Annotated in this window: 30 protein-coding genes; 21 read left to right on the forward strand and 9 right to left on the reverse strand. The window is 67.4% G+C overall.

Annotation, left to right across the window (positions count from 1 at the left end; genetic code table 11):
• Positions 1–66: 66 nt before the first annotated feature.
• Complete coding sequence (locus QE454_RS15870) at positions 67–387, reverse strand: hypothetical protein (protein ID WP_307459799.1); 321 nt, start codon at positions 385–387, stop codon at positions 67–69.
• Between the two features lie 19 nt (positions 388–406).
• Between QE454_RS15870 and QE454_RS15875 the strand changes: the two genes are divergently transcribed.
• Positions 407–1,849 (forward strand): PLP-dependent aminotransferase family protein, encoded by a 1,443-nt coding sequence (locus tag QE454_RS15875; protein ID WP_307459796.1) that lies wholly within the window; start codon positions 407–409, stop codon positions 1,847–1,849.
• Positions 1,850–1,961: 112 nt separating this feature from the next.
• Positions 1,962–3,740: a Na+/H+ antiporter gene (locus QE454_RS15880; RefSeq protein WP_307459793.1), complete on the forward strand. Its 1,779-nt coding sequence runs from the start codon at positions 1,962–1,964 to the stop codon at positions 3,738–3,740.
• 29 nt (positions 3,741–3,769) lie between these two features.
• Here QE454_RS15880 and QE454_RS15885 read toward each other — a convergent pair whose 3' ends face one another.
• Positions 3,770–4,543, reverse strand: coding sequence for a hypothetical protein (locus tag QE454_RS15885; RefSeq protein WP_210076411.1), 774 nt, complete (start codon positions 4,541–4,543; stop codon positions 3,770–3,772).
• A gap of 309 nt (positions 4,544–4,852) precedes the next feature.
• Here QE454_RS15885 and QE454_RS15890 point away from each other — a divergent pair, with 309 nt between their 5' ends.
• The 10 genes from QE454_RS15890 (at position 4,853) to QE454_RS15935 (ending at position 10,560) form a co-directional block, all read left to right on the forward strand.
• Complete coding sequence (locus tag QE454_RS15890; RefSeq protein ID WP_210076413.1) at positions 4,853–5,248, forward strand: YbaB/EbfC family nucleoid-associated protein; 396 nt, start codon at positions 4,853–4,855, stop codon at positions 5,246–5,248.
• On the forward strand, positions 5,245–5,562 hold the full coding sequence (locus QE454_RS15895) for a hypothetical protein (RefSeq protein WP_307459789.1): 318 nt from the start codon (positions 5,245–5,247) through the stop codon (positions 5,560–5,562). Before QE454_RS15890 ends, QE454_RS15895 begins: the two co-directional genes overlap by 4 nt.
• Positions 5,559–6,674 (forward strand): HNH/ENDO VII family nuclease, encoded by a 1,116-nt coding sequence (locus QE454_RS15900; RefSeq protein ID WP_307459786.1) that lies wholly within the window; start codon positions 5,559–5,561, stop codon positions 6,672–6,674. The genes QE454_RS15895 and QE454_RS15900 overlap by 4 nt, the downstream gene beginning before the upstream one ends.
• Positions 6,674–7,198 (forward strand): hypothetical protein, encoded by a 525-nt coding sequence (locus tag QE454_RS15905; RefSeq protein WP_307459784.1) that lies wholly within the window; start codon positions 6,674–6,676, stop codon positions 7,196–7,198. The genes QE454_RS15900 and QE454_RS15905 overlap by 1 nt, the downstream gene beginning before the upstream one ends.
• Positions 7,185–7,526 (forward strand): DUF2185 domain-containing protein, encoded by a 342-nt coding sequence (locus QE454_RS15910; protein WP_307459778.1) that lies wholly within the window; start codon positions 7,185–7,187, stop codon positions 7,524–7,526. Before QE454_RS15905 ends, QE454_RS15910 begins: the two co-directional genes overlap by 14 nt.
• Before the next feature lie 253 nt (positions 7,527–7,779).
• The gene (locus QE454_RS15915) at positions 7,780–8,346 is read left to right on the forward strand and encodes a DUF1851 domain-containing protein (RefSeq protein WP_210076423.1); all 567 of its coding nucleotides are present in this window, start codon (positions 7,780–7,782) and stop codon (positions 8,344–8,346) included.
• 133 nt (positions 8,347–8,479) lie between these two features.
• The gene (locus tag QE454_RS15920; RefSeq protein WP_307459771.1) at positions 8,480–8,827 is read left to right on the forward strand and encodes a DUF2185 domain-containing protein; all 348 of its coding nucleotides are present in this window, start codon (positions 8,480–8,482) and stop codon (positions 8,825–8,827) included.
• An 18-nt stretch (positions 8,828–8,845) separates the two neighbouring features.
• Entirely contained in the window at positions 8,846–9,412 is a 567-nt protein-coding gene (locus QE454_RS15925; RefSeq protein ID WP_307459768.1) for a GAD-like domain-containing protein, read from the forward strand.
• Between the two features lie 74 nt (positions 9,413–9,486).
• Positions 9,487–10,050 (forward strand): GAD-like domain-containing protein, encoded by a 564-nt coding sequence (locus tag QE454_RS15930; RefSeq protein WP_307459765.1) that lies wholly within the window; start codon positions 9,487–9,489, stop codon positions 10,048–10,050.
• 48 nt (positions 10,051–10,098) lie between these two features.
• Entirely contained in the window at positions 10,099–10,560 is a 462-nt protein-coding gene (locus tag QE454_RS15935; protein WP_307459762.1) for an NUDIX domain-containing protein, read from the forward strand.
• A 29-nt stretch (positions 10,561–10,589) separates the two neighbouring features.
• On the opposite strand, the gene QE454_RS15940 is transcribed toward QE454_RS15935, so the two are convergent.
• Complete coding sequence (locus QE454_RS15940) at positions 10,590–10,985, reverse strand: ribonuclease inhibitor (RefSeq protein ID WP_307459759.1); 396 nt, start codon at positions 10,983–10,985, stop codon at positions 10,590–10,592.
• Positions 10,982–11,773, reverse strand: a complete 792-nt coding sequence (locus QE454_RS15945; protein WP_307459756.1) for an AraC family transcriptional regulator — start codon at positions 11,771–11,773, stop codon at positions 10,982–10,984. The genes QE454_RS15940 and QE454_RS15945 overlap by 4 nt, the downstream gene beginning before the upstream one ends.
• 49 nt (positions 11,774–11,822) lie before the next feature.
• Between QE454_RS15945 and QE454_RS15950 the strand changes: the two genes are divergently transcribed.
• On the forward strand, positions 11,823–12,257 hold the full coding sequence (locus QE454_RS15950) for a DUF2000 domain-containing protein (RefSeq protein WP_307459753.1): 435 nt from the start codon (positions 11,823–11,825) through the stop codon (positions 12,255–12,257).
• A gap of 484 nt (positions 12,258–12,741) precedes the next feature.
• Positions 12,742–12,954 carry an alternative tryptophan synthase beta-subunit gene (locus tag QE454_RS15955; protein ID WP_307459750.1) on the forward strand — a complete coding sequence of 71 codons (213 nt, stop codon included), beginning with the start codon at positions 12,742–12,744 and terminating at the stop codon, positions 12,952–12,954.
• A 132-nt stretch (positions 12,955–13,086) separates the two neighbouring features.
• Here QE454_RS15955 and QE454_RS15960 read toward each other — a convergent pair whose 3' ends face one another.
• Together QE454_RS15960 and QE454_RS15965 are read right to left on the reverse strand one after the other, a co-directional pair.
• Positions 13,087–13,749: a response regulator transcription factor gene (locus QE454_RS15960; RefSeq protein ID WP_307459747.1), complete on the reverse strand. Its 663-nt coding sequence runs from the start codon at positions 13,747–13,749 to the stop codon at positions 13,087–13,089.
• Positions 13,746–14,954 (reverse strand): sensor histidine kinase, encoded by a 1,209-nt coding sequence (locus QE454_RS15965; protein WP_307459744.1) that lies wholly within the window; start codon positions 14,952–14,954, stop codon positions 13,746–13,748. Before QE454_RS15965 ends, QE454_RS15960 begins: the two co-directional genes overlap by 4 nt.
• A 133-nt stretch (positions 14,955–15,087) precedes the next feature.
• On the opposite strand from QE454_RS15965, the gene QE454_RS15970 reads away from it, so the two are divergent.
• The 4 genes from QE454_RS15970 (at position 15,088) to QE454_RS15985 (ending at position 19,592) form a co-directional block, all read left to right on the forward strand.
• Entirely contained in the window at positions 15,088–15,795 is a 708-nt protein-coding gene (locus QE454_RS15970) for an ABC transporter ATP-binding protein (protein WP_267786679.1), read from the forward strand.
• Positions 15,792–17,084, forward strand: coding sequence for an ABC transporter permease (locus QE454_RS15975; protein WP_307459741.1), 1,293 nt, complete (start codon positions 15,792–15,794; stop codon positions 17,082–17,084). The genes QE454_RS15970 and QE454_RS15975 overlap by 4 nt, the downstream gene beginning before the upstream one ends.
• Positions 17,085–17,177: 93 nt before the next feature.
• Positions 17,178–18,845 carry an FAD-binding dehydrogenase gene (locus QE454_RS15980; RefSeq protein WP_307459739.1) on the forward strand — a complete coding sequence of 556 codons (1,668 nt, stop codon included), beginning with the start codon at positions 17,178–17,180 and terminating at the stop codon, positions 18,843–18,845.
• Positions 18,846–18,962: 117 nt separating this feature from the next.
• On the forward strand, positions 18,963–19,592 hold the full coding sequence (locus tag QE454_RS15985) for a hypothetical protein (RefSeq protein WP_309668755.1): 630 nt from the start codon (positions 18,963–18,965) through the stop codon (positions 19,590–19,592).
• A 166-nt stretch (positions 19,593–19,758) separates the two neighbouring features.
• Here QE454_RS15985 and QE454_RS15990 read toward each other — a convergent pair whose 3' ends face one another.
• Both QE454_RS15990 and QE454_RS15995 read right to left on the reverse strand, forming a co-directional pair.
• Positions 19,759–20,700, reverse strand: a complete 942-nt coding sequence (locus QE454_RS15990; RefSeq protein ID WP_307459734.1) for an alpha/beta fold hydrolase — start codon at positions 20,698–20,700, stop codon at positions 19,759–19,761.
• Positions 20,701–20,857: 157 nt separating this feature from the next.
• Positions 20,858–21,937, reverse strand: a complete 1,080-nt coding sequence (locus QE454_RS15995; RefSeq protein WP_267789386.1) for an acyl-CoA desaturase — start codon at positions 21,935–21,937, stop codon at positions 20,858–20,860.
• A 390-nt stretch (positions 21,938–22,327) separates the two neighbouring features.
• Here QE454_RS15995 and QE454_RS16000 point away from each other — a divergent pair, with 390 nt between their 5' ends.
• From QE454_RS16000 to QE454_RS16010, 3 genes are all read left to right on the forward strand, one after another.
• Entirely contained in the window at positions 22,328–22,693 is a 366-nt protein-coding gene (locus QE454_RS16000; RefSeq protein WP_210076457.1) for a hypothetical protein, read from the forward strand.
• Between the two features lie 144 nt (positions 22,694–22,837).
• Positions 22,838–23,002: a hypothetical protein gene (locus QE454_RS16005; RefSeq protein WP_210076459.1), complete on the forward strand. Its 165-nt coding sequence runs from the start codon at positions 22,838–22,840 to the stop codon at positions 23,000–23,002.
• 83 nt (positions 23,003–23,085) lie between these two features.
• Positions 23,086–23,544: a hypothetical protein gene (locus tag QE454_RS16010; RefSeq protein ID WP_210076461.1), complete on the forward strand. Its 459-nt coding sequence runs from the start codon at positions 23,086–23,088 to the stop codon at positions 23,542–23,544.
• Positions 23,545–23,933: 389 nt separating this feature from the next.
• Here the strand turns inward: QE454_RS16010 and QE454_RS16015 are convergent, their stop codons facing one another.
• On the reverse strand, positions 23,934–24,638 hold the full coding sequence (locus tag QE454_RS16015; RefSeq protein ID WP_307459732.1) for a hypothetical protein: 705 nt from the start codon (positions 24,636–24,638) through the stop codon (positions 23,934–23,936).
• Positions 24,639–25,198: the final 560 nt, after the last annotated feature.

Here is a 25,198-nt window from a genome sequence, read left to right on the forward strand (position 1 = left end):
CCTCCCGAGATCGCGATCGCGGCCAGCAGCGATACGCTCCGCGGTGGGAGCACGGAGGCGCCGGCGTCACGCGGGCGTCATGACGCCGCGCTCCACACACGCGAGGTCAGGTACCGGTATCTGGGCGAGGACGTCGACCACGCGCGACGTCCCCAGGGCCGGTTCGCTCGCGACGCGCATCGCGAGGGAGCGCACGGCTACTACCGGCGTCACCGACGTCACGGCCGTCTCTCCGAGCGCTCGGTTCACGGCGTGCACCGCGTCCGCGAGCCCCTCCTCGTGACAGCGCGCGTCCTCGGCGCCGATCCACGCGAGCAGCTCGCCAATGGTCCAATCGAGGGTCAGTGGACTGAGAACGAACGGTTCGGCTGATTCACGACGGGTCATTGGTCCAGAATCGGGGGCTATGACCCTCGTCGACAGAGCCACTTCCGCCCTGGTGGACCACCGGACGGCTGTCGTGTCGGCAGAAGCCCTCGCCGCGCGGCTCGGACGCTGGGCGACGACCGACGCGACCTTATCCGCAAGTCTCGCCGACGGCATCGCTCGCCTCGTCCGTGAGGGAGAACTGCGCGGTGGGGACCGCCTCCCCTCGGAACGCACCCTCGCCGCGACCGTCGCCGTCTCGCGCGGCACGGTCGTCAGCGCGTACGCGCGGTTGTATGAGGACGGCATCCTGGACCGCCGGCAAGGCAGCGGGACGCGGATCGCGGGGGCGGCGCCCACCGCCGCGCGCTCGCGGGCCGGGCGCGGCGAGGCCCTCTACGCGTCGCTGTCGTCGAACATCGATCTGCTGCGCGCGGTACCGGCGATCGCGCCGCGCGCCGTCGAGATCGTGCACCGTCACCGACCGGTGCTCGACGCCACCACCGCCGAGGCCGACCCCGCGGGTCTGCCCGCCCTGCGCGAACTGATCGCCCAGACCGTGACCGACGACGGAACGCCCACCACGCCCGCGCAGATCCTCGTCACGCACGGCGGCCAGCAGGCGCTCAGCCTCCTCGTGGAGGAGCTCGTCTCCCCCGGCGACACCGTGCTCACCGAGAACGTCAGCTGGCCCGGACTCACGGACGCGGTGCGCCGCCGCGGCGGCCTGGTGCACGGCATCCGCCTGACCGCGGACGGGATCGACGTCGCAGAGCTCGAGGCAGCCATCGTCGTGCGCCGCCCCGTGCTCATCGCCTTGAACCCGCACAATCACAATCCGACCGGCATCCAGACCCACCCGCTCGTCCGACAGCGGATCGCCGACCTCGCGGCCGAGCACGGCATCACCGTGGTGGAGGATCGCGTGCTCGCGTACCTGTCGTTCGACGGCGTCACTCCCCCCTCGCTCGCGGCCCTGCGGCCGGACGCGCCGATCATCGCCGTCGAGTCGCTGTCGAAGTGGGCCTGGGAGGGTCTGCGGGTGGGGTGGGTGCGCGCCGACCCGGTACTGGTGAGGCGGTTACGGGGCCTCCGCCAAACGACGGATCTGTCGACGAGCGTGCCCGCCCAACTGCTCGCGCTCGATCTGCTCGCCGAGGCGCCCGCACTGCGACGGGATGCCGTCGTGACGCACCGCGAGGCCGCCCTGCGCGCCGGCGCCCTCCTGACGTCGCACCTGCCCGAGTGGGAGTGGCGACCCCCGCGCGGTGGCCTCTGCATCTGGGCCCGGATACCGGTGGGCTCGGCCGCGGCGTTCGCGCGGCACGCTGCGGCCTTCGGCGTCTCGGTGGCCGGGTCGGCCGCGTTCTCGTCCGACATCGACACCGACGATCGGATTCGTGTGCCGATCACCTCGCCCCTGCTCGATGAGGGACTGCGGCGACTCGCCGACGCGTGGGAGGGATATCGAGATCGCGACTGAAGACGACGCGCGCACGGAGATGTCGGCCCTCCCACCCCGCGGCTGACGCCGCTCGGGAATTCCCCGCACGCTCTCTACGCTGTGTCCAGGGGCACGACGAAGGGCGGCAGGCATGCAGGGACTCGAGATCACGGTTCTGCTGGGCCTCGCGATGCTCGTGGGCACGGTCCTGGCACCGCGACTGCGCGTGGCCACACCGCTCGTGCTGCTCGTCATCGGCCTCGCCCTGGGCTTCATCCCAGAGCTCCGTCAGATCGAACTCCCGCCCGAGACCGTGCTGCTGCTCTTCCTGCCCGTCATGCTGTTCCGCGAGGCGTGGACGACCTCTCTGAGGTCGGTGCGCCGGTCGCTGCGCTACATCATCCCCATGAGCACGCTTCTCGTCGTGGCATCCGCTTTCGCCGTCGCCGGGGTCGCGACCTGGATGGGGGTGCCGTGGGAAGCAGCCCTCGTGCTCGGTGCCGCAGTCGCTCCGCCCGACGCGACGGCCGTCGCAGCGCTCGGACGACTGTTGCCCGCCAGGACCTTCATGAAACTCAAGGCCGAGAGCCTCACCAACGACGGCACCGCGCTCGTTCTCTACGCGATCGCCGTCGCCCTGCTCCTCGGTGACCAGATCACGCCGCTGCAGATCACCGGCATGGTGCTGCTGTCGTACCTCGGTGGCGCGGCGGCCGGTGTCGCGGTGGCGGCCGCCGCCTTCTTCGCCCTGCGCCGCATGCAGTCGACGCTCACGATCAACCTCACGATGGTGCTCGTCCCGTTCGTGTCGTTCCTCATCGCCGAACTCGTCGAGGCCTCAGGGGTGCTCGCCGTGGTGTTCGCGGGTCTGATCATGGCGTGGGTGTCGCCGCGCATCACCACCGCGATGTCGCGACGAGCGGCGGATGCCACGTGGCCCTTCGGCGTCTACCTGCTCAACGGCGCGCTCTTCGTGCTGATCGGGCTCGAGGTGCAGCTCGTGCTGCACGAGATCTCGGGGTCGGAGATCGGTCTGCTGCTCCTGGTCACCGTTGCGGCGTGGGTCGCTCTCTTCGTCGTGCGGTACCTGTTCCAGTGGCTCTTCTCGCCGTTCTCGCGCCCCGCCGCCGGATCATCGCGGTCGCTGCGGCATCGATCTCGCGTGGTGAGTACGGTGGCGGGATTCCGCGGCGCCGTATCGCTCGCCATCGCCCTGTCGGTGCCGGTCACCACGGCCGAGGGCGCACCCGTGGCCGGTCGCGACGCCATCGTGTTCGTCACGGCGGGCGTGATCGTGCTCACCCTGCTCGTCCAGGGTCCCCTGCTGCCCGCCGTGATCCGGTGGGCGAAGCTTCCGAACGACGACGCCGCGATCGAGGAGTACGAGCTCGCCGAGCGCGCGATCTCGGGTGCCGCCCTCGCGGCCCTCGACGACCTGGCGACCGAGCACGGCATCAGCGATCGCGTGCGCGACCGTGCGCGACGCGAAGGCTACGAGCGTCTCGAGCTGGCGAACGCCCGCGCGATCGCGCGGCAACGCGCGATCGAAGAACACGACCTCGCCGAGCTCGACGCGTCGCTCGGCGATGACCCGTCATCGACGGGGCCAGTACCGCCGGACGGTCCCGAAGCCGAGCGTCGCCGCGCGGGCGCCGACAGCACGGCGGACAGCCCCGACGAGGCAGCGGCCTTCACCGGCCCCCTGCGGATGATCGCCGTGAGCGACGACATCGACGTCACCCAGCGCTCTCCCCTGCTTCGCCACAAGGAGGCGCAGCGACTGCGGCTGGCGGTGCTGGACCGCAAGCGCGAGGTGCTGCTGCGACTGCGCCGCGAGGGCACCATCGACGACCTCGTCGCGCGGAAGATCCTCGCGGGCCTCGACCTCGAAGAGATCCGCACGCGGGGGCTCGAGAAGGCGAGCGAGTAGGGGGATCGGCGGGATGTCCCGCGTCGTAATCAGCCCCCGACGGGACGGAGCACGTCTGCTGCGCGGTTGAGCGCCGCCTCTCCCCCGGTCTCGAGCACACCGCGCTCTTCGGGATGGTCGCGGAAGAAACGGACGATCGCCGCGACCTGATTGGGATCTGCGCCGAGGTAGCGCATCGAACACGTGACCGGCACGTACCCGTCGACCATCGTGAGCGACAGCGTCGCGGGCGGCCCGGTGACCGTGACCTCGCCCACGAGATCCCACGGCCAGTCGACGTCGCCGCGCGCGCGGATGCCTTGCAGGCCGTCGACCGTCAGAAGCAGCCCGGGGGTGACCTGCAGACGCCAGAGCACAACGCCGAGGAAGACCACCGCCAGGAGCGTCAGCAGCAGAGAAGAGCGGCGGGGAGACACGAAGCCGTCGCCGTCCAGGCCCACCGCGATGGCCGCCACGACCCCGACCAGCCCGTACAGGACGATGAGCGCCACGGTCACCGCGGTGGGCCAGACCGGGGGCCGGAAGTGCAGGCCCGGACCGCGAGACGCGATGTAGACGACGCCGTCACGCGGAAGTCGCTTCATGAGGAGGAAGAACCCGACGAGCGCGGCGAGCGAGAGAGCGAACGCGCCCATCACCAGCCGGATGCCGAGCTCGTCGTCGACCACGACGATGAACACCGGGATGAGGATCGCGAGCGCGACGAGAGTCATCATCGCGTTCGCGCGACGCATGTCGCCCGTCGTTGCGATGTGCGGCGTGTCGCCGGAGAGACGGCGGACGAGGATCTTCTGGACAGCCACGCGTCGATTCTGTCAAAGCGCGCCGTCCTCGCCCAGAACCGCATGCGCGACGTCGAATACGGAGCGCGTCGCCCCTTCGGCCTCGCGCCGCGCCCTCGTCCGAGAGCTCGGGATCCCGCGCGAGCGCGTGCCGTTCCTGGGCTACTGGCGCGCGGGCGGGGGGATGACTGAGCCAGGCGCTCGCACGAGGATGAGACGATTCTCATCCTGCCCGGCGGCTTTTCGACCTACCCTCGTCTGTGTATAAGCGACGATTGCCGCGCGCTGGGGAGAAACGTCTGCCGCGTGTGGCCTGGGTGGGGGCGCAGCGTGTACGGATCACCGGAAGAGACGCTCGCGCGGATCGAAGAAGATACGCGTCGGGCGCAGGAACGCGGCGAGAAGCTGCCCGTGCTGCAGGCCGCGATCGCCGATGTACGAGCGAAGGCCGTGGCACGCACCCGGGACATCTCGGTCGAGGTGGACGCGGCGGGGGTCGTGCGCGACCTCGAGATCGCGGACTCGGCCCTCGACCGCGGGGGCCGACGCGTCAGCGCCGAAGTGATGGAGCTGATCGCGAAGGCGACGAAGAACGCCCGCGTTCGCACCCTGGAGGTGACCACCGAGATCATGGGCGAATCCGACCCCATCGTCGGCGTCGTCGCCGCGGAGCTCATTCCCGACCAGGAAGACGACGGAGTGACGCGCCGAGGAGGGCTGCGATGAGCCAGCAGATCCGGATGGATTCGGACATTCTGCTGCAGCACGCCTCGCGCGTGCAGCAGCTGGCCTCGGATGCTGCCGAGGCCGCATCGGCGATTCAAAGCGTCAACCTCGGCGGAGGGGCGTTCGGCGTTCTCTGCGCCTGGATCGTTCCCCCTGTCGGAATGGTGTCGGGGGCGGTCTCTCAGCACATCAACGGCGCGGAGGGCGTACTCGAACGCACTGGGCAGGAGTTACGCGCAGTCGTCGCCGACTTCGACACGTTCGAAGAGACCGTCATCCAGGTGACGAAGCACCTCGAGGGAGGCCTTGGATGAGCAACTCGCTCGTGGCGGCTCCCGTGGATACGACATCCGCGTTCTCGGGCGCGTTCCTCGTCACCGACGGGCAGGCTCTGGCCGATGCCATCCAGAGCGGCAACTGGGTCGAGGGAGGGATCGCGGGATTCTCGGCCGCGATGAACACCGTCGCCGCCGTGATGGACCCCATCGGCACGCTGATCGCCAACGGCCTGGGGTGGCTGCTCGACCACATCGAGCCGCTCAAGGGATGGCTGAACGATCTCACGGGGAACGCGGCCGAAGTCCAGGCGTTCGCCGCAACCTGGAGCAACGTGGGCGCCCGGATGAGCGAGCTCGGCGTCACCGCGCAGAACCGGCTCGCTGACCTGGACGGGCTATCGGGTGAGACCATCACCGCGTACACGGCGCACGTGCAGGGGCTGTCGCAGCACCTCACGACCTCGGGCCAATGGGCGGGGGCGATCTCGACGGGCTTGTCGATGGCGTCGTCGCTCGTGCAGATGACCCATGATCTCGTGCGAGACGCCATCAGTCAGATCGTCGGCATGGCGATCTCGGCCGCCATCACCGCTGTCGCAACCGTCGGTCTCGCAACACCCGTGATCGCGGCGCAGGTCGGCTCGCGGGTCTCCGCGCTCGTCCCGCGCATCAGCAAGACCATCACCACCGTCGTGAACGCCTTCACGAAGCTCCGCGGGCTCGTCGACGAGCTGACCGGCATGGCGGGCAAGGCGTTGCAGTTCTTGACGAAGTGGGCCGGGGGTGGCAAAGGCTCCTCGACAGTCGAGCACGTCATTGAGACGGTTGCCGACACTCGCCCCTATCTGAAGCCGGGATCGCGCCCGTCCTTCCGGAAGGGTGTGGTGGAAGAGGTATGGGAACGCGCGAAGTCCTTTGACGGGCACGTCTACGACCCGAACACGGGTGCACGCATCGATTGGACTCCGGGGCAACCACGAAAGGGCGTGTGGGACATGGGTCACATCCCCCAGGAGAAGTACCATGACATGTGGGTGGAGTATGTCGAGGGCAAGATGACTCCCGCCGAATTCCGGGATTGGTACAATACGCCCGAGAATTATCGACCAGAATTGCCGGCGAATAACAGAGGTCACAAGTTCGAGTAATGGATATATTTCTTACTGCCCATTTGAAATCAGCGGACGATTTTTTCGCGAAGTTCACACCTGGCGATGCCCAGGCGGTCGACGCGAAAGGACGCGGTCTCTTGCTTATGTCCCTGCAGAATAAAGACCTGCCCAGTCGATACACTGTGAGTAACTTCCTCCTTGATCACGGCGCCCCCGTCAACACCTCCGGCAATGGAGGGGCGACGGCCCTCCATGTCCTCTTCGGTCAGGTCTCGCACGACGTGACCGAGGATGCGCACCTCGCGCGACGTCTTATCGACGCCGGCGCGGACGTGAACGCTCGTGACGACAACGGGCGGTTGCCGTTTTTAGAAGTTCTCAACATGAAATACAGCGACGATGATCTGAAATCGATTTACGACCTCTGGTTTGAACAGCCGCATGCCGACTTCACAACGGTTTCGGATCACGGAGTCTCACCCATCACATTTGCTAAGAAACTCCCTTTCCGCGGCACCGTTGTCGCACGAATGGAGAAGTATGTCAATGAGCGTTCCTGAATTCATCCGCGAGTCGGGAGCGTCGATAGCGTCCCGGCGGGTCCTCGACGGCAGCGCGCTCCTCAAGTGGGCCGTACGCGAGGCTCCTTCAAACCCGTCCGACAACGGGTGGCGCTTCTTCTCGGAGATCGACGACGAGTCGTATTTGGATGATCCTTCGAACCTCGAGGTGGCGTCGTTCAACAGAGTCGCGGCCATCGAGCCGGCCGTGATCCCCCTTCTCAACCTGCCGGTGGGCACGGACTTGGCAATCATCCGCGACCAGGGCAGGATCCGGTTCTTCGACAACGAAACGGGACGCGAAGTGCCTGCGTCCGACCTCGGCTGATGACAGATCACAAGATCTGCGGCTTCGCCCCGGCAGCAACGGGTACAGCAGAGCGCACGCCGCGGAAACCGAAGCCAAGAGACTGGTCCGCTACCCGACTTAGCAAGACGTCGACGTCAGACACAACCCGAAGCACGGTCGCCCCGGTGGGATGGGCAGCGCACACCCGGGGCGTCATGGACAACAAGACGTTCGAGACATCGCTGCAACGGAGAGATGACTTCACGACGTGAGAGCTAGAGAATAACAAGCGATGCCCACATCCCCCTTCGAAGATTTCGTGCATTTCTCTGAAATGCCCGCCAGTTCCCTCGCAAAGTTCTCACCCCTCGTCGAGCCCGCCGTCGTAGAACTCTGGCGTGTGCATGGTATCGGTTGCACGACAGATGGCTTCCTGAAGTTGATCGACCCCGACCATTACCTGACCATGATCGGAGAATTCCTCCCGCGACCCGACATGATCCCCGTTCTCGCAACAGGGATGGGGGACGTAGTCGTCGCGTACTCGGGAAAATACCGCGTTCTCCAATACCGGTACGCTCGGGCAACCGGCGGAGTCGGATCCAGTCTCGCTCGCATCGGACGTCGAGCAGCAGATCGTGAATACCTCGAAGAGTTCCTCGACGCGAAGCCTTACTTCGAAGCCGTGAACACATACGGTCCGCTCAATTCTCCTGATGACATCGACTACATCTTCGGATACGAACTCCCTCTTCCTGCCGGAGGACCGGAGGGCGTCGACCACCTCACACGCTCTCGGATATTCGAGCACATCGCATTGACAATCCAGCTGTCTGGTCCGATTCCCTTCGCGGGCTGATCAAGACCATCACGAACAGCAGCAGGACGCTGACGAGGTGCTGGAATGCGCGAGAACGAGTACTCACTAATGCTCATTACCCAGCAGGCAAACACCACCTTAGCGATGATCCAGATACTGCGAATGGAGAAACATGTCAGCGAGCGTTCCTGAATTCATCCGCGAGTCGGGAGCGTCGATAGCGTCCCGGCGGGTCCTCGACGGCAGCGCGCTCCTCAAGTGGGCCGTACGCGAGGCTCCTTCAAACCCGTCCGACAACGGGTGGCGCTTCTTCTCGGAGATCGACGACGAGTCGTATTTGGATGATCCTTCGAACCTCGAGGTGGCGTCGTTCAACAGAGTCGCGGCCATCGAGCCGGCCGTGATCCCCCTTCTCAACCTGCCGGTGGGCACGGACTTGGCGATCGTCCGCGACCAGGGCAGGATCCGGTTCTTCGACAACGAAACGGGACGCGAAGTGCCTGCGTCCGACCTCGGCTGACAGCCGGAGCGTCCAGAGATGTCAGTCGAGTTGTTACGCGACTTCGTCCCCGTCGCTCCTGCTCCGTCAGAGGTGATCCTCCGGTACCAAGACGTCGTAGAGCCCGCTCTCGTCGAGCTATGGGAAAAGCAGGGATTCGGGCTCGCAGCCAACGGCTTCCTGCGGGTTGTCGACCCGGGTTACTACTCGTCCATGATCCAAGAATTCCTTCCCCGCCCCGACATGATTCCTGTCCTCGCGACAGCACTGGGCGACGTGATCGTCTTCTTCGACGGCTCGTACCGTGTGTTGCAGTTCCGGTATGCCCGCGCGACCGGTGGTGTGGGATCGAGCCTGAATATGATCGGACTGTTCGCGGCTCAGGAGAGCTGGCTCAACAGATTCATGGCCTACACCCCGTATGCCGAGGCAGCTGAGAAGTACGGTGCCTTGAACTCGCCCGCAGAGTTTGATGACATCTACGCATACAGACTGCCCCTACCCGCGGGAGGAGTCGAGGGGGTCGAGCACTTGAGGCGTTCCCGCATTTTCGAGGACATCGCACTCACGACGCAGCTCGCCGGGATGATCCCGTTTGCTGGATAAGCCCCCTCATCGGGCACTGTTATGGCCCCAACATCTGACGAAAGTACACTCAACGGCCGCGCGATTGGACAGTCATGACGTTCCGACCATTTGAAGATTTCGTGCCCGTCGCCTCGGTCCCGGCAGCTACGATCCAGAAATATTCGGGGACTCTCGAGGAAGCGGTTTTGGAGATGTGGCAGCTCCACGGACTCGGAATAGCGGCGAATGGATTCTTGAAGATCATCGACCCCGAGGTCTACAAAGAGATGATCGGCGAGTATCTGCCGCGACCCAATATGGTTCCTCTGTTCGCGACCGGTCTCGGGGATATCGTGGTGGCTGAGGCGGGAAACTACCGAATACTACAATTCCGGCATGCCCGAATTTCGGGGATGAGCTCGAGTATCCGCCATCTCGGACTCAAGATCATCAGTGCCGACTGGCGTCAGGAGATCTACGGCTCCGCTCCATACGACGAAGCGGCGTCCACATACGGGCCACTGACGGCGCGCGCAGACTTCGACGACATCTACGCGTACGGGCTCCCCTTACCCGCAGGCGGCGTGGAGAGCGCTCAGTCTGTCACCCGCGCCCGGATCTTCGAGCACATCGCCGTCACCACACAGCTCGCCGGTCCCATCCCTTTCGCTGACTGAGATTATGAAGTAGATCTCATCAGCAGGCGCGAGCGAGAGGAGGACGACATGCCTCACAACGCGTCATTCATCCGCGTGAAAGCCATGCTCGTCATCCCCCACCCGAGCATCCCCGCCCATCTCGTGAGCGCCCACGCCCCGACCCTCGAAAACCCGCGAGGCTTCCATCGTCTGATCGGCGGCAGCGTCGAATTCGGCGAAACGCATCGCGAGGCGATCATTCGCGAGGTGAGGGAAGAGCTCGGCGCGCGCATCACCGACCTGACCTACCTCGACACGGTCGAGAGCCTCTTCCGCTACGACGGCGAGAGGGGTCATGAGATCGTCGCGCTCTACTCCGGGGGACTCGACCCCTTACCCGAAGAGTACGGCGGCAGCCTCACCGAGTCCGACGGTTCCGTGGTGCCGGTGGCCTGGCGACCGATCGATGCCGAAACGGATGCCGTTCCTCTCTACCCCGCGGCCGCGGAGCGTCTGGTTCGATCCGTCCTCACCCGCACGGCGCGGTGAGCCTCGCCCTCGCGACCCCGCGCGCCGACTCAATCGGGCACGAGCTCGATGTTCCCGTGATCCCGGAACACCCGCACCACCAGCTCGAAGTACGTCTCACCCGCGCCCGCCTCGAGCGCATCGAGGGCGCGTTGGGCGGTGTCCACGGAATACACCTGCGGCCGAGCGAGCTTCGCGCGGTAATACTCGCGCGTGGCCTCCACCCCCAACGCTTCTCGAGCGACGTCCGAGCGTTTCCACACCACCCGCGCCGGCTCCGCCCCGTCGAGCACCCCGAACCCGCCGTACAGCAGGTCGTCGAGGGCATCCAGGCTCTCCCCCAGCGTCCAGTCCTCGTCGGGCATGAACACGCGGTTCAGTTCGGAGTACAACGACGGGATGCCGTGGACCGCCGCACCGTCGATCTCGATGGTGCGCCGGGTCATGGCATCCCTCGTCCGGAGCCGGCGAAGACCGCCGGAGTGACGCCCAACACCCGGCGGAAGTGACGCGTGAGGTGGGCTTGATCGTGAAAGCCCGTGCGAGCGGCGACCTCGGCGGGCCGGCCGCCGTCGACGAGCATGCGTCGCGCGGCGTCGACCCGACGCGTCACGAGGTAACGGTGCGGGGCGATGCCGTAGGTCTGCGAGAACACGCGCACCAGGTGGCTGGGGTGCGCGTGCAGTTCACGGGCGGCGTCGGCAAGGGTGAACGACTCCCCCCACCGGTCGTCGAGGAACGAGCGCAAGCGCCTCGCCAACGGTACGTCGGCGAACACCGCCGTCTCCGACCCCGCGTGCGACAACACGGCCTCGCGTACGGCGATCAGCCAGTGCTCGGCGGCGAGTTCGTCTCCGGGATGCCGGAGTGCCGCGTGGATTCTCTGTGCTGCGGCCACCGCCGAGTCGCGGGCGAGGGTCGGCCGTCGCGCGATGCGAGCCGCCGTCGCCTCCGACAACCAGTCGCCCGAGAGGTACAGCACGCGCTTGCGGTATCCCTCACCCGCGCGCGCCGAACGCCCGTCGTGCGGGATGCCCGGCGGCAGGAGCGTGACCGCTGCGGGCACCGCCTGATGCGACGCGCCGTCGAGACCGTACGACACGGCCCCGCGGTCGACCAGCATGACCGCCCAGTCGTCGTGCGTGTGCACGGGATAGGAGTGGTCGAGATCGGCGTGGTACGTCTCGCGCAGGAACGGCACCTCCGGATGCCAAGCCCGCACGCGATCGACCATGCAAGAAACGTACAAGACGCCTCCGACACCGCGGGCAGAAGCTGGATCCATGACTGATCTGACCGACCCACCCCGCTTCGACTCGAAGGTGGTCGTGGTGCTCACAACCGGCCTCGCGGCGTGGCAGGAACTCAACGTGACGGCCTTCCTGATGTCGGGCATCGCCACCAGCGCCGACGACCTCATCGGGGAGCCCTACCGCGACGCCGACGGCACGACCTACCTGCCGATGCTCCGTCAGCCGGTCATCGTGCTCACGGCCGATGGCGACGCCCTTTCCCGAGCACGGGCCAAGGCCGCCGCACGCGACGACGTCGCCCTGGCGATCTACACCCGCGAGCTCTTCGGGACGTCGCACGACGTCGCCAACCGCGCCGCGGTCGCCGCCGTTCCGGCATCCGATCTCGATCTGGTCGGCATCGCCGTGCGCGGCCCGCGCAACGTCGTCGACCGGGTGGTCAAGGGGGCGACGTTCCACGAGTGAGCGAACGACGAAGGGCCGGACGCCTATCGGCATCCGGCCCTCTCGTACGAACCCCGCTCGGAGGTTCCGGACGACTAGTTGCCGCCGTTGATCACCGACAGGTACGACCCGAAGGGGCGCGAGGTGTCGAGATCGGCGAAGTCGTCGGCAAGGCCCTCGTGAGGCGTGTTCTCGTTCTTCATGGATCAAGTGTCCGCGAGAGGGCGTCGCCACGGAGGGTGCTTGACAAGCGACCGATATTTCGCCTAGCTAACTACTCATCCCTCTAGAGATTGGATGCGCCGCTCCAGGTAACCGACGTCGTCGACCGCGGCCAGGGCGAACAGGATCACGATGCGCGCGGTGGTCATCCCGACATTGTCGGGGGGCGCTTCGGCTCCGATCGTGACCGACCGGGTTACGCCGGAAAACCGGCAGATGACGGGTGCGAGACATTTGGGATGAGTGCGATTCACGGGCGTTACGGTTCCCTCAGGAGGCATCCATGACTCGACCCCGCACGGTGACCCACACCTACACGCTGGCGGGCGGATGGCAGAAAGCGCATCACGCGCCCTTGGCGGCAGAACTCGCCGAGAATCTGCGCCGCTCCGGCGTGACCATGGCCCGCGCGCGTCGAGGCATGTTCGACAGCCGCGAGATCTCGCTTCGCGACTACCCACCGCGGCGAGCGGGAGCGCCCGTCGTCCCGCGCTGAGAACCGGCAGCGAGCGGGACGGAGGCGGCCGACCGCGGGGGCCTGCATCCCGATCCTCGACGAGAAGATCACCCGGCCCCGGCGAGTGAGTGCGCGCATGATCCGCACACGGGCCTCCGGGAGCGAGAACCGTCAATTACCGGGACGGAGCAGCCCGCTCTCGTACGCCGCGATCACAAGTTGCGCGCGATCGTGGGCCCCGAGCTTGAGCATCGTGTTCTTCACGTGCGACTTCGCCGTGTGCGGAGAGATGAACAGCTGGGCGGCGATCTCGTCGTTCGAGTGCCCGCGCGCGATGAGCAGCAGGACCTCGCGCTCGCGATCGGTCAATGCCTCGAGCGACGGGGGCGCGCCCACCGGCGCGGGAGCCGTGCGCACCCAGGTTTCGATCAGCGCGCGCGTGGCCGTCGGAGAGAGCAGGGCTCCCCCCTCGTGCACCGTGCGCACCGCGCGCACGATGTCGTCGGGCTCGGCGCCCTTGCCGATGAACCCGCTCGCCCCGGCCCGCAGAGCCGAAACGACGTACTCGTCCTCCTCGAAGGTGGTCAGGATGAGCACCCGGGTGTCGGTGAGGGCCGGGTCGGCGCAGATCACCGCGGTGGCGTCGATGCCGTCCATCCGCGGCATCCGGATGTCGCACACCACCACGTCGGGTCGGAGGCGCCGGGCGAGCGCGACAGCCATCTCGCCGTCGACGGCCTCGCCCACGACCGTGATCCCCTCGGCTGCGTCGAGCAAATCGCGAACGGCGGAGCGGATGAGCGACTGATCGTCGACGACGATGACGGTGGTCACGGGGCGGTCTCCGATCGAGCGGCAGCGGGGAGGGGAAGACGCGCGGCCAGCCGGTAGCCGCCGGGGGCGAGGCCGGCGTCGAGCTCGCCGCGCACGGCGTCGACGCGCTCGCGCAGACCGAGGAGCCCGAACCCCGACGTCGGCGGTGCGTCCTCGGGGTCGGAGACGCGATCGAGCGGGTTCGTCACCACGATCTCGAGCGCACCTCCGTCGCGACGCATCAGGACGTGCGCGCGGCGCGCCGCGCCGTGCTTCACCGCGTTCGTGAGGCCCTCCTGCACGACGCGGTAGGCCACGATGCCGATTCCGATCGGGATGCCGGAGGCCTCGGCATCCGTTCCGATCTCGTCGCGCACCACGACGTCCCACCCCGCCACACGCACCGACTCGACCACCTCGGGAACGCGCGCGAGCCCGGGTTGCTCGAGCGCTGCGGCCTCGTCGGGAGCGCGGAGCACGCTGAGCATCGCCCCGATCTCGCCGAGCACGTCGCGCGAGGTGGTGCGGATGGTGGCGAGCGCCTCGCGTGCCTTCTCGGGCCGCGTCTCGAGCGACGACGATGCGACGCCGGCGTTGAGGCTGATCACCGAGATGCGGTGCGCGACCGCGTCGTGCAGGTCGCGGGCGATGCGCAGGCGCTCCTCGGTCACGCGGCGGCGGGCCTCGACCTCGCGGGTCTCTTCGGCCCGTCGTGCCCGTTCCTCCACCGCCTCGACGTACGCACGTCGCGATCGGGATGCGTCGCCGACCGCGCCGGCGAGCGCGAGAGCGAGGGCCACCTGCAGAAAACGCGTGTCCGTGCCGGTGACGAGCGTGATCGCGATGCTCACCCCCGCCACGACCGCCACGGCCACGAGACCGGCCGGGACCGACACCCGCCGGGTCGTGCGCTGGGCGACGGCGTACATCGAGACGATCAGCGCGAGGGTCGCACCGGGCGAGAGGGTCCCCAGGCTCAGCGCCCCCAGGTACAGGGCCGCGCACGCGGCGAGCGCGACCCGAGGACGCACGCGTCGCAGCGGTAGCACCGCAGCCGGAAGCAGCACCAGAACGAGGGCGAGAGTGTTGGCGGGGCGCATCTCGGCGACGGGGATCGGTGCGAACGCGGGTCCGACGATGAGGAGGGCGAAGCCGAGGTCGACGAGCCACGGACGCGCCGACCGCATCGCGCGGCGCGCGGGCATCGTCGATCCGGGGGCGCTCACCCGACCAGTCTGTCCCCTCGCTCCCTGTCCGGCGATCGCCCCGGCGGGTCATTCGCGAATACCCCCGTGGGGGGGAGGCGTCTTCCCCGGCGGTGGGACGCGGCATCCGGGGTCCGAGCGCGAGGGTGGGGTCATGGCATCCGATCCCGCTCCCCCACTCCTCTCGGTCACCGACCTGCACAAGTCGTACGGCCGAGGTTCCGCCCGCTTCGACGCGCTGCGCGGGGTGACCCTCGACATCCACCGCGGCGAGAGCATCGCCATCCTCGGCAAGAGCGGCTCGGGCAAGTCCACGCTCATGCACCTCTTGGCGCTGATGGACGCTCCCACGCGCGGCACCGTGCGCCTCGACGGAGTGGATGCCACGACCCTGCGCGGACGCCGGCTCAACCGAACGCGCAACAAGACCTTCGGTTTCGTCTTCCAGCAGTTCTTCCTGACGCCGACCGCGTCGGTGTTCGACAACGTCGTGCTGCCGCTGAAGATCGCCGGCGTGGGGCGCGCCGAGCGCAAGCGTCGAGGGCTGGCCGCCCTGGCCGAGCTCGACATGGGCGACAAGGCCCGCAACAAGGCCACGGCCCTGTCGGGCGGACAGAAGCAGCGCGCGGTGATCGCGCGGGCGCTCGTGAACGACCCGCAGGTGATCTTTGCCGACGAACCCACCGGCAACCTCGACTCGGCGACCGGCGCGGTGGTGGAGGACATCCTCTTCCGCCTCAACCGGGAGCACGGCATCACCCTCATCGTCGTGACGCACGACGAAGACCTGGCGGCGCGGTGCGACCGCCGCGTGCAGATCCGCGACGGACTGATCGTCGCCGAAGAGCGGAGCGCGGCATGAAAACCCTCGACCTCGTCGGCACCGCCGTCGCCAACACCTTCCGTTCGAAGACCCGCACGATCCTGACGGTGCTGGCGATCTTCGTCGGTGCCTTCACCCTCACCATCACCAACGGACTCGGAACCGGCATCAACGCCTTCATCGACAGCACCGTGAGCGCGATGGGCGCCTCGGACGCGCTGACGGTGACGAAGACGAGCACCGACGCCGCGGCATCCACCGCTCCTCAGAAATACGATCCGGATGCCATCTCGTCGGGGCGTCAGGCGGGCCCTCCGGGAACGACGAGCGAGGTGACAGCGCTCACGGATCAGGACATCACGACGCTCGCGGCGGTGCCGGGCATCGCGCGGGTCGTACCGGTGAAGTCCGTGACGATCGACTACGTGCAGGCGCCCGGCGGTGACCCGTATGTCGCGCGGGCCGGGAGCCTCGTGGCGGGACAGACGCCGCAGCTGGGCGCGGGGGCAGCGCCCGACGACGGTTCCGAGACGTTGGAGGTCGCCCTCCCCGACGCCCTGGTGGCGCCGATGGGCTTCGCCGACGCCGAAGCGGCCGTGGGTGCCACCGTGACCATCGCGGTCACCGATCCGGTGCGCACGCAACACACGGTCGAGGCGACGGTGACCGGGGTCACCGAGGAGGCGTTCGGCAGCACCACGACGCTGACGACGAACGCCGCGCTCGAGAACGCCCTGTCGGCCGCGCAGAACACCGGCGTCCCCGCCGACCAGCTCGACCGGTACGCCTCGGCGAGCGCGACGATGACGGCGGACGCGGACGCGACCGAGGTGAAGGCCGCGCTCACCGATGCCGGCTACACGGGCACGACGGTCGCCGATCAGCTGGGCACCTTCGAAGCGGTGATCAACGGGATCGTGCTGGTCCTGAACGCCTTCGCGATCATCGCGCTGCTGGCCGCGAGCTTCGGCATCGTGAACACCCTGCTCATGTCGGTGCAGGAGCGGACCCGCGAGATCGGCCTGATGAAGGCGATGGGTATGGGGAGCGGACGCGTGTTCTCGCTCTTCAGCCTCGAGGCGATCTTCATCGGTCTGCTGGGCAGTGCTCTCGGCGCAGTCGTGGCGATCGGGGTGGGGACGGCGGTCAGCGCCCAACTCGCGACGAGCCTGTTCAGCGACCTCCCCGGCCTGCAGCTCATCGCCTTCGATCCGGTGTCGATCGTCGTGACGACGCTGGCGGTGATGGGGATCGCTTTCCTCGCCGGAACACTGCCGGCAGCGCGTGCCGCGCGCGCCGACCCGGTGGAGTCGCTGCGATACGAGTGAGTCGAGGGCCGGTGCGCGGGAACATTCTCGGGCACCGGCCCTGGACGCGTCGACGGCGTAACGTGGACCCGCTACTCGACGCCGAGGGAGAACATGGACGCCGACGTCATCATCATCGGGGCGGGCCTCGCCGGCCTCGTCGCCAGCAATGAACTGGTGCGCGCGGGCAAGCGCGTGATCATCGTCGAGCAGGAGAATGCGGCCAACCTCGGCGGGCAGGCCTTCTGGTCGTTCGGCGGGATCTTCCTGGTCGACTCCCCCATGCAACGCCGCCTCGGGGTGAAGGACTCCCTCGATCTCGCCTGGCAGGACTGGCAGGGTTCCGCAGGCTGGGACCGCCTCGACGGCGCACACCCCGAAGACGAGTGGGCGCAGAAGTGGGGGCGGGCGTACGTCGAGTTCGCCGCCGGCGAGAAGCGCGCGTGGCTGCAGCAGCAGGGCGTGAGGTTCACCCCCGTCGTCGGCTGGGCCGAGCGCGGGTCGCTCAGCGCCGGGGGCCACGGCAACTCGGTTCCCCGCTTCCACGTTCCGTGGGGAACGGGCACCGGGATCTCGGAACCCTTCGCCGACAGAGCGAGAGAAGCGGATGCCGTCGACCTGCGGTTCCGCCACCGGGTCGACGAACTGGTCTTCACCGACGGCGCCGTGACGGGCGTGCGCGGCGCGGTCCTCGCCCCCGACGATTCCCCGCGCGGGGTGTCGTCGTCACGCGAGGTGGTCGGCGAGTTCGAGCTCTCGGCGCAGGCCGTCGTCATCTCGTCGGGCGGCATCGGCGGCGACCACGAGCGCGTGCGCCGGTGGTGGCCCGAGCGCCTCGGTACTCCCCCGCGCACCATGGTCACCGGCGTGCCCGCCCACGTCGACGGCCGCATGCTCGACATCGCCGCGGACCAGGGAGTGCGCCTGGTGAACCGCGATCGCATGTGGCACTACACCGAGGGGCTGCAGAACTGGAATCCCGTGTGGCCGGGTCATGGCATCCGGATCCTGCCCGGTCCGTCGTCGATGTGGCTCGATGCGCGCGGTCGCCGGTTGCCCCTCCCGGGGCTGCCCGGGTACGACACCCTCGGCACGCTGAAGATCCTGCGCTCGACGCCCGACCTCGTCGACTACGACTACTCGTGGTTCGTGCTCGATCAGACGATCATCAAGAAGGAGTTCGCGCTGTCGGGGTCGGAGCAGAACCCCGACATCACCAACCGCGACCTGGCTCTGCTGCTGCGCACGCGGCTCGGGCGTGCCGCTCCCGGCCCCGTCGAGGACTTCAAGCGGGAGGGAGCCGACTTCGTCGTCGCCGACACCCTGGCGGAGCTCGTGCGCGGCATGAACGCCCTCACCGGAGACGATCTCCTCGACGAGGACTCGATCCGCCGACAGCTCGAGGCGCGTGACCGCGAGGTCGTGAACCCGTACTCGAAAGACGCTCAGACCATCGGCATCCAGAACAGTCGACGCTTCCGCGGCGACCGCCTGTTCCGCACGGTCCCCGCCCACGCGATCCTCGACCCCCGCCACGGCCCGCTCATCGCCGTGCGGCTCTGGATCGTCACGCGCAAGACACTCGGCGGCATCCAGACCGACCTCGACGGCCGCGCCCTGCACGGATCCGGGATGCCGATCCCCGGCCTCTACGCGGCGGGCGAGGCCGCGGGCTTCGGCGGCGGCGGGGCCCACGGGTACAACGCCCTCGAGGGGACCTTCCTCGGCGGGTGCCTGTTCACCGGGCGGACGGTGGGGAGGGCGTTGGCGGGGGTCGTGTGAGGGGTGGCGGCCGGGGCGCGCGACTCGGTGTAGCAGCGCGGCCTCGGGCCCGTGTGGAGCGCCTCGTATGGGGGAATGGTCCGCATGCCGCCAGCATGCGATCCGTACACTCGACACGTGACCCCACCGCCCGCCGACGAAGCGTTTCGCGCGCAGGACTCGCGGATGCACATGCGGCACAGGGTGCTCTTGCTATGGACGCTCGTCGTGGTGTGCGTGGTGGCGAGCGCACTCATCTGGGGTCTGTGGGTCATGCCGGTGTCGCGGTCGGTCGCGGAGGCGCAGAAGGTGCCGCTGGGCCAGACGGTCGAGCTGCCCGCTGAGGGCGTCACGGGAGTGTGGGCGTCGGGCGTGGCACCGCTGCTGGGACTCGTCGAGTGCCGGGCCGAGACCGCCGACGGGCGCGCGCTCGGCATCTGGTCGGTCCCGTCACCGGGGTGGGACGACACCCTGTGGTGGATGACCCACGGCGACGGCTTCTCGCCTGTGCAGAGCATCGCGGATGCGGACGGCGCCGCCGCATCCGTCACGTGTTCGTCGCGGCTCGACGCGTACGACGGGCAGTTCCTGCTGGCCGGCGACGTGACCGCCGGCGGTGGCGGCGTGGGGCTCGGACGGATGGGAAACGTCGACTATCCCGCCGGCACCCTACTCGCGCTCGGTGCCGTGGGACTGCCGCTGTTCGCCTTCCTGATGACGATCGTGCTCCTCGCGCAAAGGCTCCGTACCGGCCGCTCGGCCCGATAGCCGCGGTCGCCGCGACCCCGTCCGACGGTCAACCGGAGGCCGCCCGGTGGCCTACGCTTCCGGGAACAGCGGACCGATCACGGCCCACGCCTCATCCGAGATCACCTCACGCGACACGACATCCAGAATCGCCCGAGGAGCGCAACCGGGGGTTCAGCAACGTGCCCTAGCGCGAGGCTTCGAGAAACCGGCGCGTATCCTGGGCGATCTCGCGCGAGAGCGTGTGGTGCAGGTAGTGCTCGCCCGCCATCAGCACCACCTCGCCCCGGTCGACGGATGCCGCCTGGGCGCGGTGAAGGTCGACCCACCCCTCGACGTCATCGTCGGCCTCGCGCACGAACAGCAGCACCGGGAGGTCGGCGGGGAAGCGTCGACCGCTCGCGTCGGCGACGTTCGTCGATGCGTGGGTCATCTCGTCGAGCACGGTCGGCGCCGCGGAGTTCGCGTTCGTGAGCAGACGCATCTGCTCCCTCTCGTTCGCGCCGTACGGCAGTCCCTCGTACGGGTCGGGGGTGAACGCACGAAGGGCGCGGGTGACGCCGAGGGTGTCCAGGAGCGCGAGGGAGTCGGTCGCGATCGGTTCGTCACCGCCGGGTTGGTCCGGCACGCTGCTGTCGATGCCGACGAAGGCCGTCACCTCGTCGCGATACGCCTCGACGTAGGTCAGCGCGTAGATGCCGGAGATCGAGTGCCCCATGAGCGCGTAGCGGTCGACGCCGAGGTACTCCAGGGCCGTGTGCACCTCGCGCGCGATATTCGCGGCCGTGCGCGGCTCGTCGGTCTGATCGCTCAACCCCGTGCCGAACGGCTCGACGGCGACGACACGATAGGTGTCGTCGAGCTGGTCGATGAGCGGCGCGAAATCGAGGCCGGGCGCCGCGGTGCCCAGGCCCGGCAGCAGCACGATGGTCTCCGCGTGGTCACCGTTGATGACGACGTTCATCGAACGATCCCCCACGGGCACCCGCTCGCCGTACGGGGTGATCTCCGCGGCCTCAGCGCGGGTGGCCACGGCGTTGACGGTGGCCGTGGTGGCCAGCGTCACCGCGAAGACGCCGACGATCGCGACGGGTGGGAGCAGGAGGGCGAGGCGGGTGGATTTCTTCACGGGAAGGTCCTTCGGGTCGAGGTTCCTCCAGTCGACCAGCGGCTGCCCGTGGGCGGGAGAGCCTTCGGTCACCACTCGCGGTGACATTTGTCACCGAAACCACGACAGAGGGCCCCGCGCGATGCGGGGCCCTCTGGGATGGATGGTCGTGCGGGCGTCAGGCCCGCGCGGCCGCCGAGGTCATGGGGCACTCGAACGGGTCGCGGGCGGCGAGCCCCACCTGGTTCAGGTAGCGGATGACGATGCCGTACGACTCGAACAACGTGGTCTCGACGTAGGGGACGTTGAGCGTCTGGCTGTGCTCCTTGACGATCGCACGGGCCTTGCTGAGGTGCGGGCGCGGCATGTTCGGGAACAGGTGGTGCTCGATCTGGTAGTTGAGCCCGCCCATGAGCCAGGTGGCCCACCAGCCGCCGGTGATGTTGCGCGAGGTGCGCACCTGCTTGCTGAAGAAGTCGAGCTTCGCATCGGGAGCGATGACGGCCATGCCCTTGTGGTTCGGAGCGAACGAGGCGCCCATGTACAGACCGAACACCGCGAGCTGTACGCCGACGAAGGCGAAGGCCATTCCGAGCGGCAGGAAGACGAACACCGGAGCCACGAAGACCGCGAAGCGCAGGGCGATGAGTCCGAGCTCCGTCCAGCGGCCCTTGACCGGTTCCTTCGAGAGCAGGTGGCGCAGACCGATGAAGTGGAGGTTGGCGCCCTCGAGCGTGAGCAGGGGGAAGAACGCCCAACCCTGGCGCTGGGTGATCCAGCGCTGCAGGCCGCGTGCCTTGGCGGCGTCGACCTCGATGAAAGAGATCGTGTCGATCTCGATGTCGGGGTCTTTGCCCACGCGGTTGGGGTTGGCGTGGTGACGGGTGTGCTTCGAGGTCCACCACGACAGGCTCATGCCGACGACACCGGCCGCGAGCCACAGCGCGAGGCGGTCGTTGGCCTTACCAGAGGAGAAGATCTGCTTGTGCGCGGCCTCGTGGGCGAGGAACGCCACCTGGGTGAACAGGATGCCGAGGGCCGCGGCGATGAGCAGCTGGAACCAGCTGTCGCCGAGCAGGACGAATCCGGTGATCGCCCCGCCGAACCCGAGGGCGAGGACGGTGCCGACCAGGGCGTAGAACCGGCGGGCGCGAACGAGCAGGCCCGTCTCTCGGACGACCTGCGACAACTCCGTGTAGGCCTTGGCCATGGGCGGGAACTCCGTCGTTCCCTTGTAGGTCTGACGGATCGGTCCCATCCGGGACTCGATGACGGGTGCAGCCAATGCGTGCTCCTCGGTGGGGGTGACCGAAGTCTTCGACGACGAAAGCGGATGCCGACGACGTGAGGGCCACGCTACGGGGGCGGTATGCGCCACGACGTATACGCCGACGCCGGAATCGGCGGAAATCCGCATATTCGCCGCCCCGCGCGCACATTCTGCTCAGACAATTGCCAGCCTCAGGACACAGAACGTTCTTTTCGGTGCGTCCGCCGATCAGGTGGCGCGTGTCATCGACGGCCTCGACGGCACGTGCTTTCGAGCCGCCCGCCTGAACGGTTCGGAACCCTGCGGCAAGATGCGACGATAATCAACCCACCCCCCGAAACCGTCTGCCCCCGCAAGACGGGGCGCACACTGGGGAAGATGCGACAGGTCAGCTACGCGGGTGGACGGTTCGTCACCACCGACGAAGTCGCCGACGCGCTCCTTCACCTCATCGTGGGGATCGCCGCGACCGGCGTTCCTCAGCGGGTTGAGGTGCCCATCGTCGTCGAGGGCGACGGTGGCGGCCAGGAAACCGCGTGGATGACCGTCGGCCCATCGCCCGCGATGCTGAGTGTGCCCCTCGCCTGGGTCGGCGAGGTGCCCGACTTCTCCGATCAGGTCACCATGATGCGGATGCAGGCGTCCTACCCACGAACGGCGATCACCATCGCGCCCTCGTCACCCGAAACCTGGGACCCGACCCCCGTCACGTCGTGGGACGACGAAGACTACTACGGGCTGTGAATGCGCACCCGACATCATTCGTCGACCGTGGAATCACCGGCTCCCCGCGAAGTGCGGCGCGCTAATCGGTGAACTATTCGATTTCACAAAATGCCCGTAAAAAGAAAATGACGGGAAAAAAATAATGAGCGTAGAGTCGGCGATATGTGGCGCACTCTCGTAATTCTGCTCGTCGTGTGGGCGGTGCTGACAGTCGTGGGATTCGCCTTCCAGGGGCTGCTCTGGCTCGCAATCATCGGCATCATCCTGTTCGTCGGCACGTTCCTGTTCGGCGTGATCCGGTCTCGGACACGTCGGCGCGCCTCCTAGAACCAGCCTTCGTTCGAGCCATTTCGACGGGGGACCCTTGCGCCCAGTTCGCTCTGCGACGCCTGCCGAAAAGTCGAGATCATATGACCAGTTCCCCTTCGCCCGCCTCCGACCGCTCGGATCTGCTCGGTCTCACGACGGTGTTGGCGGGCTCGCTTCCGCGAACCCTGGGCACCCCCGAAACGCCCGACACCTACCAGGTCGACGCGGTGTTCTCTCGCCGCCCCCTCCCGGAAGAGGTGGCGGCGATCCATTCCGCAGCGACGCAGCAGGCGCTGGCCACCGCCGGATACCCCTCCGTGACCGTGCGCGTCTCCGACCGGCGCCTCGAGATCCGCAATACGACCCTCGAACAGCTCGAGACGGGACTGGCAACCGTCCTCGCCGATCAATTCGCACTGATCACCTCGCACATTCGCGAAGAACAAGCCACGGCACGCAAGCTCGTCGAGGACGCAGCCGGCGCGGAGGGCACCCGCATCGATGCCGTCGCAGCGCGCGCAGGACGCATTCGGTTCCAGCGTTCCGGCGACGCCGGCTGATCTCGAAGACCCCGCACGGGTGATCCCGCCGCTCGAGAGGAACGACTCCGGTACCGCGAGTTCTGAAAGAGCATGACCGCCACGACAATACGAAGGGCCCCTGCAAACCCGCAGGGGCCTTTCGTGTTCTCCGACATCGCCGGACCGTTTCGCCAACAGTCCTCTTGGTCGGGATGACAGGATTTGAACCTGCGACCCCTTGACCCCCAGGTGCCAGGACCAGGTTCTTAGCCTTCGTGACCTGGCTATTCCTGTTTCAGCGATGCTCTCCGCGCGTCCCATATTGCAGGTTTTGCAGGCTGTTGGTCACTTGATTGGTCCACTTCGTCGACGAGAACGGACCTCCAGTGTGCAACCACCAGATGCTGGCAGTACCGGTGCCGGAAAGGTCAGCCACCGCTCTTACCCGGAAGCTCCGAGCCCTCAGCTTCAAATGCGGTGACCAGGGTCGACACCACCGATGACAGCGCTGTTGCTCTCCTCGTGACCTCACTGTTCCAGTCCGGACTCTCGACATCGTCTTCGCTGCCATTGTCGGCGAAGCGAATGCGACGGAGTGTCCGCAGCGCCCCGTCTCCGATCTTCTCCGCTTGCTTCGTCCAAGCCGCGCCGTCTTCCTCGGCAAGTGCGGCCGCCCGGCCAATCAGTCCATGGACGAGATCGCCGGCGAGTCGATCGATGAGCAGTGCGGCTTTCAGAGTGGTGCTTGTCTCGGTCTCCTCTGTGCTTGGCTCGGCATCAGCGGCGAAGGCGCCGAAATATGCCCACGGTCTTCGTCCGGGTGTCAGCCTCGCGATTGCCGCCTCCACCTCGTCCACTTCAGCGAGGGGTAACCGACTGCCGGGAAGCTGACGGCGAAGCGACCAGAGTCGGAGGATTAGGTCGGCAACCTCAGCCTCAGCGGTAGATCCCTCAGGTCCAGCCCTCTGTTCAAGGCTGGTCAGGCGCTCCGCAAGATAGTGAGCTATCCAGCGTCCGAGAGTGTCGGTCTGTTCCAGCTCAGCCGCCAGCAGCTTACCTAGTTCCAACACAGCCGTTGAAGTCGTTCCATCCTGTTCCTGGCTGGTAGGAGAAGACTCGGAAGTCGCTGCCATGATCGGCGTCACCTCCTTCATTGTCGTTGTCTGAGACGTCGGCATAGCGAGCGCTACGATCTTCGCGCCTCACGCGTACCTCCACAATGAGCGCGGCATGGAGGCGTCCCAGCAACTGGTCGAGCGCTTCGGTCGTGATCCGCAGCCGGTGACCTGATGGGCCGTGTGGTTCACGGCCGGCGCTAATCTCTGCCCAGGTCTCAGACGCCAAGACCACGTCCGCCTCCTCGCTCTGCCAGCGGAGGCCGCCGTCTCGGGAGGTAATGCTGAGCATTTTCGCAATGTCCTCGGAAGGGCGTGGGAGCTCGGGCGTGAGTTCGGTGGCGAGGGGGTCCAGCCGGTCGATGCCGCCTTCAGAATTCGGCGTTGACACCCAACCTTGAAGCTGGAACGGAGGCGAGGAGAACTGGAAGTCTTCGTCATCTAGGTCAGCTGATGGGATTCGGAAGCTCCAGTAACCGTCAGCAGTTTGCAGCGCACGTACAAGCGCGCCCGCGGCTTCGGGAGTGACCAGAGCCGATGCGATGTCGATGCTCAGGGATCGGTCGTACTCAGTGGCA

The sequence above is a fragment of the Microbacterium sp. SORGH_AS_0454 genome (genome assembly GCF_031453395.1).
Classification (GTDB): Bacteria; Actinomycetota; Actinomycetes; order Actinomycetales; family Microbacteriaceae; genus Microbacterium.

What these genes read in the sequence shown, in the direction of transcription:
- QE454_RS15870 (WP_307459799.1), bottom strand. Translation starts at nt 387, where the DNA reads ATGACCCGTCGTGAATCAGCCGAACCGTTCGTTCTCAGTCCACTGACC.
- QE454_RS15875 (WP_307459796.1), top strand. Translation starts at nt 407, where the DNA reads ATGACCCTCGTCGACAGAGCCACTTCCGCCCTGGTGGACCACCGGACG.
- QE454_RS15880 (WP_307459793.1), top strand. Translation starts at nt 1,962, where the DNA reads ATGCAGGGACTCGAGATCACGGTTCTGCTGGGCCTCGCGATGCTCGTG.
- QE454_RS15895 (WP_307459789.1), top strand. Translation starts at nt 5,245, where the DNA reads ATGAGCCAGCAGATCCGGATGGATTCGGACATTCTGCTGCAGCACGCC.
- QE454_RS15900 (WP_307459786.1), top strand. Translation starts at nt 5,559, where the DNA reads ATGAGCAACTCGCTCGTGGCGGCTCCCGTGGATACGACATCCGCGTTC.
- QE454_RS15905 (WP_307459784.1), top strand. Translation starts at nt 6,674, where the DNA reads ATGGATATATTTCTTACTGCCCATTTGAAATCAGCGGACGATTTTTTC.
- QE454_RS15910 (WP_307459778.1), top strand. Translation starts at nt 7,185, where the DNA reads ATGAGCGTTCCTGAATTCATCCGCGAGTCGGGAGCGTCGATAGCGTCC.
- QE454_RS15915 (WP_210076423.1), top strand. Translation starts at nt 7,780, where the DNA reads ATGCCCACATCCCCCTTCGAAGATTTCGTGCATTTCTCTGAAATGCCC.
- QE454_RS15920 (WP_307459771.1), top strand. Translation starts at nt 8,480, where the DNA reads ATGTCAGCGAGCGTTCCTGAATTCATCCGCGAGTCGGGAGCGTCGATA.
- QE454_RS15925 (WP_307459768.1), top strand. Translation starts at nt 8,846, where the DNA reads ATGTCAGTCGAGTTGTTACGCGACTTCGTCCCCGTCGCTCCTGCTCCG.
- QE454_RS15930 (WP_307459765.1), top strand. Translation starts at nt 9,487, where the DNA reads ATGACGTTCCGACCATTTGAAGATTTCGTGCCCGTCGCCTCGGTCCCG.
- QE454_RS15935 (WP_307459762.1), top strand. Translation starts at nt 10,099, where the DNA reads ATGCCTCACAACGCGTCATTCATCCGCGTGAAAGCCATGCTCGTCATC.
- QE454_RS15940 (WP_307459759.1), bottom strand. Translation starts at nt 10,985, where the DNA reads ATGACCCGGCGCACCATCGAGATCGACGGTGCGGCGGTCCACGGCATC.
- QE454_RS15945 (WP_307459756.1), bottom strand. Translation starts at nt 11,773, where the DNA reads ATGGTCGATCGCGTGCGGGCTTGGCATCCGGAGGTGCCGTTCCTGCGC.
- QE454_RS15950 (WP_307459753.1), top strand. Translation starts at nt 11,823, where the DNA reads ATGACTGATCTGACCGACCCACCCCGCTTCGACTCGAAGGTGGTCGTG.
- QE454_RS15955 (WP_307459750.1), top strand. Translation starts at nt 12,742, where the DNA reads ATGACTCGACCCCGCACGGTGACCCACACCTACACGCTGGCGGGCGGA.
- QE454_RS15970 (WP_267786679.1), top strand. Translation starts at nt 15,088, where the DNA reads ATGGCATCCGATCCCGCTCCCCCACTCCTCTCGGTCACCGACCTGCAC.
- QE454_RS15975 (WP_307459741.1), top strand. Translation starts at nt 15,792, where the DNA reads ATGAAAACCCTCGACCTCGTCGGCACCGCCGTCGCCAACACCTTCCGT.
- QE454_RS15980 (WP_307459739.1), top strand. Translation starts at nt 17,178, where the DNA reads ATGGACGCCGACGTCATCATCATCGGGGCGGGCCTCGCCGGCCTCGTC.
- QE454_RS15995 (WP_267789386.1), bottom strand. Translation starts at nt 21,937, where the DNA reads ATGGGACCGATCCGTCAGACCTACAAGGGAACGACGGAGTTCCCGCCC.
- QE454_RS16000 (WP_210076457.1), top strand. Translation starts at nt 22,328, where the DNA reads ATGCGACAGGTCAGCTACGCGGGTGGACGGTTCGTCACCACCGACGAA.
- QE454_RS16005 (WP_210076459.1), top strand. Translation starts at nt 22,838, where the DNA reads ATGTGGCGCACTCTCGTAATTCTGCTCGTCGTGTGGGCGGTGCTGACA.
- QE454_RS16010 (WP_210076461.1), top strand. Translation starts at nt 23,086, where the DNA reads ATGACCAGTTCCCCTTCGCCCGCCTCCGACCGCTCGGATCTGCTCGGT.
- QE454_RS16015 (WP_307459732.1), bottom strand. Translation starts at nt 24,638, where the DNA reads ATGGCAGCGACTTCCGAGTCTTCTCCTACCAGCCAGGAACAGGATGGA.